Source organism: Caldivirga sp. UBA161 (assembly GCF_002506515.1).
Lineage (GTDB): Archaea > Thermoproteota > Thermoprotei > Thermoproteales > Thermocladiaceae > Caldivirga.
In genome coordinates this window covers 1-10,145 of the sequence record NZ_DAXS01000031.1, presented here as the reverse complement: position 1 = coordinate 10,145, position 10,145 = coordinate 1, and the positions used below count along the sequence as shown (strand labels likewise).

Genomic DNA, 10,145 nt, shown 5'->3' with positions numbered 1-10,145 from the left:
CATTAATGGTGTTAGGTTAAATATACTTACCCTGGGTAAGTAGCTGGTATGCGCTATTTAACCTGGAGCCTAAGAGTAGTGGGGAGGGTTTGTACGACTTCGAGGCGGAGTTGAGGGGCCTAATTAATGGTGATAGGATTTGAATTTTAGGCAATGCCGCGGACCGCCGACCTATTCATAACGCAATGCCTGCGCCGGTGGAATCCTCATGGCCCTTATCGCGGGTATTAAGGCTGCTATTATGTTTATGGCTATGGGCGGCATGATGGATGGGGCAGCCTAGCCATCCCGCCAAGTCCTCTGAATGCCGCATCCATGAATGATGATGGGCTTGGGAAGGCGCTGGTAATGGCCACTAATAGTGCCGTGCCTATGACGGAATCAATAATTGCTATTATGGCTGCCTCAATAATGAGGAGGAGTGGTATTGACCTACCGCTGAAGCCCACAGCCCTCATTATGCCGAACTCCCTAGTCCTCTGCAGCATGTTTATCATCATTGCGTTGAACATCCATATGCCAATTATTATGAAGCTTATGCCAGCTATGAAGGCTAGGAAGAGCTCAAGCACCGTGAAGAATTGGTTAATGCTCGAGATCAGTGTTGATAGGTTCAACACCTGGTCCATTGGGAATAGCGCCTTCAATTCATTGGTTACGTAATTAATGTTCTTCAGTGAATCCACGTAAATGATTACGCCGTCAACGATGCCCGAGGGATCGAATTGGGAGAGGAACGTGTTCTCATCAATGAATATGGCGTTGTTTGGGTTTAGGCCAATGACTCCAATACCGCTTTGCTGCATTATGGCCCCAACCGTATACGTGAGCTCTGAGCCTCCTAGCGTGGTTATCACCATTACCTGCCCAGTGCTTGTGAAGGCTATGTCATAACCAACTATGTTGCTGCCCGAATTGGTCCATGTACTGTATTTGGAAGGTTATTGTGGTGTTCATGGGCCTCGTCACGGTGAAGCTGAAGGCCACGGCACTCAATTGCTGTGGGTTCAGAGTGCCCATGTAGGTCACTGTAATTGACACGGGGCCACTGCCCATCGGTAGTATGTATAGAGTGGCCGTGTAATTACTGCCCGGGCCCAGCGTCCCAATGACCAGTGTGCTTGAGCCCGCGGCCAGCGTCGCGCCCGTAATACTTATGTTGGCCTGCTTCAGTCATTTAACCAGGGAGGTTACTCTTTTAATTAACTTGGAGTAGGCCTTCTCAGGTGGTAGTTCAATACTTGGCATTAAGGGGGTTAGCCTACTCATTACTGCATCAATACTTATATTTAATCTGTAGTTTGATTTAAAGTACCTTAATATGATGTTGAGGTCCCTCATGAGGATTACCCTAGATCCCTTAACGTTAGCGTACATCCACTGGGGCCAATCTATTATGGTTATTCTCTCATTACTTGGGTTAACTAGGATATTGTATTCATTTAAGTCGCCGTGAATAATGTTTATTTTAAGGAGGTCTTCAATGGCTAAAATAATCTGCTCAAGAACATCCTCTGGGTTACTTAACTTAATCCTAAACAATTCGACGCCATTAATGTACTCCATGGCTACCAGGTGCCTTGTCACAGCCCTAGGCCTTGGTACAGGCACCTTAGCCTTATAGGCCTCGGTTAATGCCAGGTACTCCATGTGGGCTGATATCTTAGCCTCGTAAAGCCAAGTAACATGCCTCCTCTCCCCAATCCAAACCCTATACTTCCTAGTATTCCTGAAGCTAACCCTACCAATCCTATGAAACTTCAAGGCATACTTTTCCCCGCTTGGCGAATCAGCGGCATACACGTCTGATTCCTTACCGATGCCGAGGGGTGTTGGAGCTATGGCGCTTATAACACCTCTCTTAACCATGGTGTGTATTGATAGTATGTCGTAGGCTGGGAAGGTTAACCTAACGCTATCAGGTCCCCTCCTAACCAGTAGCTTAAGCTTATTCATCTTTGAAATGGACTTATTAATAACCTCCTCACTTAAACCCATGTAGTTAACAATCCTCTTAACTGGAACATACTCATGATTCCTGTGGAGAACCTCAATTACCCTAAGAACCCTTAAGTCAAATTTACTTAACTCATTATAGGAGGCTACTACGTTACTTATGCTCATGCGCTTCACTTATTAACCTCCAAACTCCATCATCAACGTGGTGAATATTCTTAAGTACCTTACCCCTACTCATGTTAGCCACCTCATCACTGCTGTATAAGCTAACAGCCACAGCTATGATTCTCTCCCCCGGGCTCTTAACGAGGACTATGTCGCCGGATTTAAATGAACCTGTGAACTCCCTTATACCAGGCCTCATTACATCAGCCCCAGTGGCTATTGGCTTCACAGCACCCTCATCAACCTTAACCACTGGGTAATACTTCACAAGCGTTGGATACTTATTGGCGGCTAGTAATGTTGGGTATATTAGGTTCATGCCAGTGTTATTTACATTCACCACAGCCTTAACAAAGGCGATGTCATTCATGATTCTGTAGACCTCCAACTCATCGCTAATCTTAATCACCTCAGCCTCATCAATGGATCCATAAACTTCACTTAACCATGGGACTTCATTCATGAGTTTCTTAATATCCTTCTTACTGAGCATATGCCTATTAATAGCCATAATCCCTCCCCCTACGTGCATATTGAGTCAGTGAAGCCTTTAGCCACATTTCTAGCCTCCTCTAGGCTATCAGTAACTTCAATGCACGCTTGCTCTTCATTAATCATGTAGACTAAGTACTTATCCCTAAACTTAAACACCTTAGCCTGCGCGAAGCAATTCTCCTCAATCATGGTCCTGTAGGTTTCAATAGGTTCATTATACTCAACGTTAGCCTCCTTAAGCAACCCCTCAATCCTAGCCTTACCACACTCCACGCTATAAGTTGAATTAAGCGGCTTTTAAACCATACACCTTTAGCCTTATTAATGCCTTTAGGCTAAACGGGTATAAGCAGGTAAAGTAGTATTACTATTATTGGTACAGCTAACCCAATCATTATTGTTACCGTTGGCGGTATCTTAATCCTCTCAACCTCCTTAACATCCCTAAACATCAGTAGGCCAGCGCTCATTAGGGGCTGCATACCACTATTCCTCCTCCTACGCCTAGTTGACATTAAATTCAGTTACTTAAACCTGGTTTATTTAGCTTTCCTTAAGGTGCGCATCCTTACTGCATCCACTAGTGCGCTAGCATTTAAATCCCCTTAGCCATAAGGTAAAGTATGGGTGCATTCCCTGAACCACCAAGGGATATTTATGACATGATTAGGAGTGGTGTAGCTATAGTTGCGCATCCCCTCGCCTTAACTGAGGATAGGAGGATTGATGAAGCTAGGCAGAGGGCATTAACAATATACTACCTAGCCTCTGGAGCTGGAGGTGTGGCTATTGGTGTTCATACTACTCAATTTAAGGTTCATGAGAACGGCATGTATGAGCCCCTCCTTAAAATCACAGCAGAGACCGTGGACCAGTGCAGTGGGAGGGTTGGTAAGGTTATTAAGGTCGCGGGTATTGTTGGAGGTACTCAGCAGGCTGTTAGGGAGGCTAAGTTGGCTTATGGGCTTGGTTACCATGCAGGCCTAGTTAGCCTACATAGCCTAGCCGGGGAGGCTCAGGATAAGGTTATTGAGCATGTGAAGGCGATTGCCAAGGAGATACCAGTCTTCGGCTTCTACCTTCAACCGGCAGTGGGTGGGGTTAGGCTTGGTTATGGCTTCTGGAGGAGGCTCATTGAGGAGGTTGAGAACATGGTTGCAATTAAGGTGGCTCCATTCAACAGGTATGCAACAATTGATGTTGCCAGGGCTGTGGCTGATGCTGGAAGGATTGGGGAGGTTGCATTATATACTGGCAATGATGATAACATAATCATTGACCTATTAACCAGGTTCAGGTTCATGGATAGGCGCGGTGGCGTTAATGAGGTTAGGATCGTGGGTGGTTTACTTGGCCACTGGTCCTTCTGGACTAAGAGATCCATGGAGATATTTAGGCTTGTTAAATCAGTGGCTGGATCAGAGCATATACCACCAGAGCTACTGACCCTAAACGCCCAAGTCACTGATGTAAACGGTGCAGTGTTTGATGCAGCTAATGACTTCAGGGGAGTGATACCGGGTATTAATGAGGTTTTAAGGCGTAGCCGCATACTAGCCGGTAGGTGGACCCTTAACCCTGAAGAGGACTTATCCCCAGGGCAGCTTGATGAGATTAATAGGGTTTACTCATCCTACCCCCACCTTAGGGATGATGACTTCACGGCTAAGTACGTTGATGAGTGGGTTAAGGGTGAGTGTGTTGGGTGGGGTGAGTTAAGGGAGTTAAGCCTAAGTGACGTTAGGTTAATGCTGAGTGGTGGTTATGGCCATTGAGGCGTCGTATAGTAAGGTTAACATAACACCACCCATTGGCCTCAGGCTAGGTGGGTATGCACATAGGGTTGGTAAACCATCAATCATGGTTCACGATGAATTATACGCCAGGTTACTAATGATATCCAGTGGTGAAGTTGAGGTAATTGTGGTTCAACTGGATTTACTTGGCCTATACAGTAATGACGCTTCACTAATTAGGAGGAGTGTAAGTAAGGTGACTGGGGTTAAGGAGGATAATATAATGGTTGCCTCAACCCACACCCACTCGGCGCCTGAAACCATAATACCAATGTGGCCCAATACCCTACCCTACAGTGAGGAGGAGAAGGCTAAGTACAATGATTGGTTCACTGGAGTGGTGAGTAAGTTAACTGAGGCTGCAGGTGGGCTTAATGGTACTGAGAGGGTTGAGTTAAGGATTGGTGTAGGGGAGGCTAATGGATTATGCTTCAACAGGTCCTTTAAGGGTGGATTAGTGAGTGGTGAATTACCAATACTACTGGTTAAGTTTAGTAAAGGTAAGGTGGCTTTAGTTAATTACCCATGCCACCCAGTATGTAACACTGACTTAGGCTTCTCAGCCGACTACCCTGGAGTTACATATGAGTCGCTTCTCAGTAATGGCGTTGAATTAATGTTTTTAACTGGGGCGGCAGGCGACATTGACCCAATTAGGAAGGGGAGGGGTTACATGAGTTACCTTGGGTACTCATTATCTTCATCAGTGATTGAAACCTTAGGCTCCCTCAAGCCCACAGCCCCAGTCATTAGGGTTAAGGAAATTAAGATTACCTTACCCCTCAGGACAATTAACCAGGAGGAGGCTAGGTTGAGGTATGAGGAGGCGCTTAGGAGGGTTAAGGCTAAGGGTGGGTTGCCTAATGAGCCCAGTGAGTCAATATGGGTTAATGAAGACTACTTAACGTTAATGTACAGTGATGAGGAGTACGAGGTCTCTAAGGATAATAGAAGGTTTATTGAGGCTGAAGTAAACTTACTGAGGATTGGGGGCTTACTCATGGTCACTATACCGGGTGAAGCATTCATTGAGTCTGCGTTAATGATTAGCAGTATTGCTGAGGGTATGGGTTTTAAGGAAACTATGGTTGTTGGTTACGTAAATGACTACGTGGGTTATATACCTATTAAGGCGTCATTCATTAAGGGCACGTATGAGGCTAAGTTAGCCAGGTGGAGTAGGGTTACTGATGATGCTGAGGGGCTTATTATCAAGGGTATTGAGTCTAACCTAAGGGAAATTGCACCATAGTACCATGTATGGTGTAAGCTAGGTTAACGCCCACTTAACTTACTCCCTTCAATTACACGGTGTTTAATTGATCGTGGCTAATTACCTTAACCTTAACGTTCCTGTTAGTTATGGCGCTCAGCAACTTAGCCATGTCGGATGGCCTAAGCCTAAGCCTTCTAGCATCCCTCCTCATTATCCTAACTTCAGTTTCATTGGTTCCATCAGGTAGCCAAGTCGTAGCCACAGTTGGCCTAGCTGGGTAAGCCACCTGGGTCACTAATTCATTAATATCGGCAGTGTACTCAATTATCTTAACCCTCCTATTAAGGGACTCTGAAAGCTTATCCTCAAGTTGCCTAACAACATTAATGGGCACTCGCCTAATACCCTTCAGGGCGATGAAGTAAGTATCATTAACCTCATAGGACTTAAAGTACTCAACGTTGCTCAGCATGCCCCTAAGCTTCTGATCATTATCGGTTAACTTAAGGATTGCGTCTATGACGTCAACATCATACATCTCATACTGCCCACTGTTAAGCAGAGACTGGCACTTACTGCAAAACAGCCTCGTCTTCACGCAGAATTCGCAGAACGGAATCCGCATTAACCCCTCATTAGAGTTAGGATATATAAAACTTTCCTCCCTGGGCACTGACGTTAGGCATGATCAGCCACCCACAGTAGCACTACGCCTCCTCTCAATAATGTTAAGCTCCTCGTGAACTTCGTAAATCAGTATACCCACTATGAGTGTCATAGCCCCTATTTCAATGGACTTATACCCAAGGGCACTGGTGATCAGTAGGGATAGGGCAATGGTTAATAACTGCAGTATTGGGAATAAGGGAGCCTTAAAGGACCCAGTGATACGCCTCCTCCTAGCCACCACTACGGCTATTGGGGTTGTTATATAGGAGAAGACGACCCCGAAATTAGCCACCAAGCCCAGCGTCTCCACATTGCCAAGCGCTAATGATGCTAAGGTCGCTGTGGTAACTATAAATAGTGGCCAGTCACCGTGGGAAAGCCTCCTTGGTACCACGTTATCCTCAGCCATCTGGCTCATGGTCCTCACCCCAGCTATAATCATTGATAGCGTCACGGTGAACGTTGATAGTAAGGCCACTGAGGATACGATTAACCTAACCACGTAGGGCGCCCTGGCCTCCTCAAGGGCGAAGCTTAATGGATCCGGCCTAGTACCGTATAGCTGCCAGGGGGCTATGTAAAGCATTGTGAAGACTACTAGAATATATATTACGGTGGTTATGCTTAAGGATAATACTATGGCCTTAGGTACATTCCTCCCCCCATCCTCCACAGATGGCGTTAACGTGGCTATTGTGTTGAAGCCTGAGTAGGCGAAGAAGGCTAGGGATGATGACTCAATGAGGCCGAATAACCCATGAGGTAGGAGCGGCTTAAAGTGGCTTGACTTAAATGGACCTGAGTAAAGTAAACCAGCAATAATGAAGACTACTAAGCCAGCTATGTTGATTGAGGTTAAGTACTTCTCAAACTCTGAGGCGATCTTTAAACCAGACCTGTAGAGTAGTGATAATACAACTATTAACGCCACTGAGATTGGGTACATTAAGTACCGCGGCACCCCCATTGAGGCTAAGTAACCTGAGAATCCTAAGGCAACGGCTGCGCCACCGATTACGTAGGAAACAACCCTAAGTAGGCCAACCAGGAAGCCAACAGAATCACCTAGAGTTAATTTAGCAAAGGAGTAAACCCCACCCTCAACGTTGGGGAAGGCTGAAGCCATCTCGGCGCTATTTAACCCAACCCCAATAGCCAACGCTGCAGTAACCACGAAGGCAAGCAATGCTCCAGGCCCCGCTAGGTTTATTGCTGAACCAGCCATAACGAATATGCCTGCCCCAATAATGTTCCCCAACCCCACGGCGGTGGCTTCCCATAAGGTTAACTTCCTCCTCATGCTTACCTAAGTCAAGCGGCGTATTTTAAGATATACCTTAAGCCCAGTGAAGCTTAATTAAGGTTTATAATACCCATAAGCTGTACTTAGGAGGAATGGCTGTTGTGTTAACCACCTCAAGGGATGCCTCCACTAGGCTTAGGCAATTCATTAATGAGCTTGAGTTAGCAATACCAGGCGCCGTTAAGGTTAATAGGGGTAGGAGTGGTTTAGTTGAATTGGCCTTAAACGCATTGGAAATGGGGGCTAGGCACATTGTGGTATTCACTTCATTCCACGGTAACCCATCATCAATGGTCATCTACAGGATTAAGGAGGATTCACTGGTTAAGCTACCCTATGTAATAACCCTGGCAGGCGTTAAGCTGCTTAAGGACATACTACCCTTCAGGCCAATTCTAGGTAAGGCGGCATCCATGGTTATTGTGGCTCAACAGGGGATTCAATTAGCCTTAATCCTGTCTGAGGTCTTTGAGTCACAGGTATTCTATGGGAGTGTGGATGAGTATAGGAGTTATGATTCAATAATGTACATTAGGCCCATGAAGCCGGGGTACTGTGAGGTAGGCTTCATAGATGGGTTAACATACGCACCAAGGGGACCTATTATTAGGGTTAGGAGGTTTAAGGAGGTTAATGCACCTGGCCTAGTGGTTAAGAGGATTAGGGCTTAGATCATTCTTAATATAAGCTCATTAATACCTAAACCCCTATACCCCAATTCCCCTCCAGCTCCATAAGGCTTCTTAATACTACCCTTAAATCCACCCTTAGGTGGGTGTAGCCTGAAGAATGGTTTAAGGCCTGGTATGCATGATGCCTTACCGTTAATCACCTTAGGCCCCTCACCCCCACTGCACCATAGGTTCTTAACCTCACCCTTAATGTAAGCATCCACCAACTCCTCAACACTACCCCATCCATACTTCTTAAGGTACTCATCCGTTAAAGGTAAGTCACCGGTAATCCTACCCCTCCGCCTGAGCAGTTGAATTAAAGTATCCCTACTTAATTCACCCCAAGTAGCCCAACTCTCAACAGACTTAAGCATACCCTTAATTGAATCAGACAACACGTATACACTACACGTGAACCTCCTCCTAAGCCTAAGTAGGTTTAGCGTATGGTTAACGTCAGGGTTAACATCAGCTAACCCCCTAATCCTAACTGCGGCGACAATAACCCTACCATGCTCCCCACTCCGCTCAACCTCCTGGGTGCTCTGCATAATGACCCCTTGCCCAAGCCCCCTTTATAACTGTACCTAAAGTGGGTTAATTCAGTAATCCGCCTAAGGCTTAATAATAACTTTCCTTATCCCCAAATGTGGCTGAGGTTAAGCCAGACTTAATAGTGCTTCCAGGTAGGCTTGAGGCAAGTATTGAGGAGGGATCCTACGTAATCATGAGTGAACGCAACTTCGATGTAATATTCAATAACATTAACTCAACCATAGTATCATCAATAGCCAAGGGGGCGTCCAGGTTTAATGAGATACTTAAGGCAACGTCAATACCCAAGGGGCAATTATCAAGGCACTTGAAGGCGCTCATTAGGAGTGGTTGGTTAAGTAAGAGTAATAGTGGTTACGTCTTCTCGGCGTCAGTCTACGTGGTATCCACCGTGGAGGAGGTTAATGACACTATTGTAATTAAGCTACTGCCAAATAAGGGTGCCTTCCTAGACCCAATCCACGGCCTAATAATATTCAAAGATTCCACAGGGGATTACTGCTCCACATGCCCACTTAGGGCGCTCTGCACAAGGAATGTTAAAGGCATGGCCAGTAAATACGGCATTAAGCTACACTCCCCTGAACCAGCTGAGGCATATATGGAAGTTTTCAGAAACTTAATACTACTTAACTTAGCCAAGAGGCTTAGGTCAAGTTCAATTAACTTAAGAATACCAAGCGGCGATAACTAACTCCCTCCACCAGCCGCGAAGAGGTTATTTAATAATCACGAGTATACCCAGTAATGATTAAATTCACAGTAAGTAAGAGGACTAACATACCTAAGGAAACCATATGGAGCCTAGTCTCAAGGATTGAAGACTACCCAAAGTACTGGCATGGGCATAGGGAAGTTAAAGTAATAGGTAATAATGAAGGTAGGCTACTGGTTAACATTAGGTTCGCCTTTAATGGCCCATTAAATCACGGAACAGCCTACGTGGAAGTGGGTAACTACACTGTGGTATTTAATTTCCTGAAGGGGCCATTCAAAGGTGTGCATGTTGTTAAGGTTAATGATGGTGAATTAACCAGTGAATGGAACATTAAACTACACCCACTCTTAACACCCATGAGCAGGTGGATAATTAATCATTTTAAGCAAGGTTCAGAACACGCATTGGAGAGGATAATTAATGATGCTGAATCAATTAAGGGGAGCTCCAGCCCTCTAAGGCAATAGCGGCAATGCCATTTGAGGTTAAGGGAAAGTATAAGTAAAGTAGTTTATTTTGTGCAGTAACTAGTATAATACTTTAAACGCCTACCTGGCGGTTATATTTAGGTAATTTAAATGGTTTGGGAACTAAG

The 10,145-nt window shown here is 45.4% G+C and carries 14 protein-coding genes; 5 read left to right on the top strand and 9 right to left on the bottom strand.

Translation table 11 applies throughout. From position 1 onward, the window contains the following. Nucleotides 1-251: 251 nt before the first annotated feature. The 6 genes from BP896_RS03665 to BP896_RS03640 form a co-directional block, all read right to left on the bottom strand. Nucleotides 252-806 carry an ABC transporter permease gene (locus BP896_RS03665; RefSeq protein ID WP_291765779.1) on the bottom strand — a complete coding sequence of 185 codons (555 nt, stop codon included), beginning with the start codon at nucleotides 804-806 and terminating at the stop codon, nucleotides 252-254. Between the two features lie 82 nt (nucleotides 807-888). Continuing rightward, entirely contained in the window at nucleotides 889-1,041 is a 153-nt protein-coding gene (locus BP896_RS03660) for a hypothetical protein (protein ID WP_291765778.1), read from the bottom strand. Between the two features lie 132 nt (nucleotides 1,042-1,173). Further along, on the bottom strand, nucleotides 1,174-2,124 hold the full coding sequence (locus tag BP896_RS03655) for an RIO1 family regulatory kinase/ATPase (RefSeq protein ID WP_291765775.1): 951 nt from the start codon (nucleotides 2,122-2,124) through the stop codon (nucleotides 1,174-1,176). Beyond that, complete coding sequence (locus tag BP896_RS03650) at nucleotides 2,111-2,635, bottom strand: PUA domain-containing protein (protein WP_291765773.1); 525 nt, start codon at nucleotides 2,633-2,635, stop codon at nucleotides 2,111-2,113. The genes BP896_RS03655 and BP896_RS03650 overlap by 14 nt, the downstream gene beginning before the upstream one ends. A gap of 11 nt (nucleotides 2,636-2,646) precedes the next feature. Further along, on the bottom strand, nucleotides 2,647-2,892 hold the full coding sequence (locus BP896_RS03645; RefSeq protein WP_291765771.1) for a hypothetical protein: 246 nt from the start codon (nucleotides 2,890-2,892) through the stop codon (nucleotides 2,647-2,649). 62 nt (nucleotides 2,893-2,954) lie between these two features. Then, nucleotides 2,955-3,134 carry a preprotein translocase subunit Sec61beta gene (locus tag BP896_RS03640; RefSeq protein WP_291765769.1) on the bottom strand — a complete coding sequence of 60 codons (180 nt, stop codon included), beginning with the start codon at nucleotides 3,132-3,134 and terminating at the stop codon, nucleotides 2,955-2,957. 108 nt (nucleotides 3,135-3,242) lie between these two features. Between BP896_RS03640 and BP896_RS03635 the strand changes: the two genes are divergently transcribed. Further along, the gene (locus BP896_RS03635) at nucleotides 3,243-4,394 is read left to right on the top strand and encodes a dihydrodipicolinate synthase family protein (protein WP_291765767.1); all 1,152 of its coding nucleotides are present in this window, start codon (nucleotides 3,243-3,245) and stop codon (nucleotides 4,392-4,394) included. Then, nucleotides 4,384-5,667 carry a hypothetical protein gene (locus tag BP896_RS03630; protein WP_291765765.1) on the top strand — a complete coding sequence of 428 codons (1,284 nt, stop codon included), beginning with the start codon at nucleotides 4,384-4,386 and terminating at the stop codon, nucleotides 5,665-5,667. Before BP896_RS03635 ends, BP896_RS03630 begins: the two co-directional genes overlap by 11 nt. Nucleotides 5,668-5,719: 52 nt before the next feature. On the opposite strand, the gene BP896_RS03625 is transcribed toward BP896_RS03630, so the two are convergent. Both BP896_RS03625 and BP896_RS03620 read right to left on the bottom strand, forming a co-directional pair. Next, nucleotides 5,720-6,256 carry a transcription elongation factor NusA gene (locus BP896_RS03625; RefSeq protein WP_291765763.1) on the bottom strand — a complete coding sequence of 179 codons (537 nt, stop codon included), beginning with the start codon at nucleotides 6,254-6,256 and terminating at the stop codon, nucleotides 5,720-5,722. A gap of 63 nt (nucleotides 6,257-6,319) precedes the next feature. Next, entirely contained in the window at nucleotides 6,320-7,600 is a 1,281-nt protein-coding gene (locus BP896_RS03620) for an APC family permease (RefSeq protein WP_291765762.1), read from the bottom strand. 95 nt (nucleotides 7,601-7,695) lie between these two features. Here BP896_RS03620 and BP896_RS03615 point away from each other — a divergent pair, with 95 nt between their 5' ends. Then, a complete protein-coding gene (locus tag BP896_RS03615; RefSeq protein ID WP_291765760.1) occupies nucleotides 7,696-8,274 on the top strand; it encodes a Brix domain-containing protein in 579 nt (192 codons plus the stop codon). On the opposite strand, the gene BP896_RS03610 is transcribed toward BP896_RS03615, so the two are convergent. After that, a complete protein-coding gene (locus tag BP896_RS03610) occupies nucleotides 8,271-8,828 on the bottom strand; it encodes a 50S ribosomal protein L30 (protein ID WP_291765759.1) in 558 nt (185 codons plus the stop codon). The genes BP896_RS03615 and BP896_RS03610 overlap by 4 nt on opposite strands. A gap of 98 nt (nucleotides 8,829-8,926) precedes the next feature. Between BP896_RS03610 and BP896_RS03605 the strand changes: the two genes are divergently transcribed. After that, complete coding sequence (locus BP896_RS03605) at nucleotides 8,927-9,526, top strand: ArsR family transcriptional regulator (protein ID WP_291765757.1); 600 nt, start codon at nucleotides 8,927-8,929, stop codon at nucleotides 9,524-9,526. A gap of 53 nt (nucleotides 9,527-9,579) precedes the next feature. Continuing rightward, nucleotides 9,580-10,017, top strand: a complete 438-nt coding sequence (locus BP896_RS03600) for a type II toxin-antitoxin system RatA family toxin (RefSeq protein ID WP_291765756.1) — start codon at nucleotides 9,580-9,582, stop codon at nucleotides 10,015-10,017. The last annotated feature ends 128 nt before the right edge of the window (nucleotides 10,018-10,145 follow it).

Bases quoted from the DNA above. Each gene is read 5' to 3' on its own strand.
- BP896_RS03655 (WP_291765775.1), bottom strand. From the start codon at position 2,124: ATGAGCATAAGTAACGTAGTAGCCTCCTATAATGAGTTAAGTAAATTT.
- BP896_RS03615 (WP_291765760.1), top strand. From the start codon at position 7,696: ATGGCTGTTGTGTTAACCACCTCAAGGGATGCCTCCACTAGGCTTAGG.
- BP896_RS03650 (WP_291765773.1), bottom strand. From the start codon at position 2,635: ATGGCTATTAATAGGCATATGCTCAGTAAGAAGGATATTAAGAAACTC.
- BP896_RS03620 (WP_291765762.1), bottom strand. From the start codon at position 7,600: ATGAGGAGGAAGTTAACCTTATGGGAAGCCACCGCCGTGGGGTTGGGG.
- BP896_RS03625 (WP_291765763.1), bottom strand. From the start codon at position 6,256: ATGCGGATTCCGTTCTGCGAATTCTGCGTGAAGACGAGGCTGTTTTGC.
- BP896_RS03640 (WP_291765769.1), bottom strand. From the start codon at position 3,134: ATGTCAACTAGGCGTAGGAGGAGGAATAGTGGTATGCAGCCCCTAATG.
- BP896_RS03665 (WP_291765779.1), bottom strand. From the start codon at position 806: ATGCAGCAAAGCGGTATTGGAGTCATTGGCCTAAACCCAAACAACGCC.
- BP896_RS03600 (WP_291765756.1), top strand. From the start codon at position 9,580: ATGATTAAATTCACAGTAAGTAAGAGGACTAACATACCTAAGGAAACC.
- BP896_RS03635 (WP_291765767.1), top strand. From the start codon at position 3,243: ATGGGTGCATTCCCTGAACCACCAAGGGATATTTATGACATGATTAGG.
- BP896_RS03630 (WP_291765765.1), top strand. From the start codon at position 4,384: ATGGCCATTGAGGCGTCGTATAGTAAGGTTAACATAACACCACCCATT.
- BP896_RS03610 (WP_291765759.1), bottom strand. From the start codon at position 8,828: ATGCAGAGCACCCAGGAGGTTGAGCGGAGTGGGGAGCATGGTAGGGTT.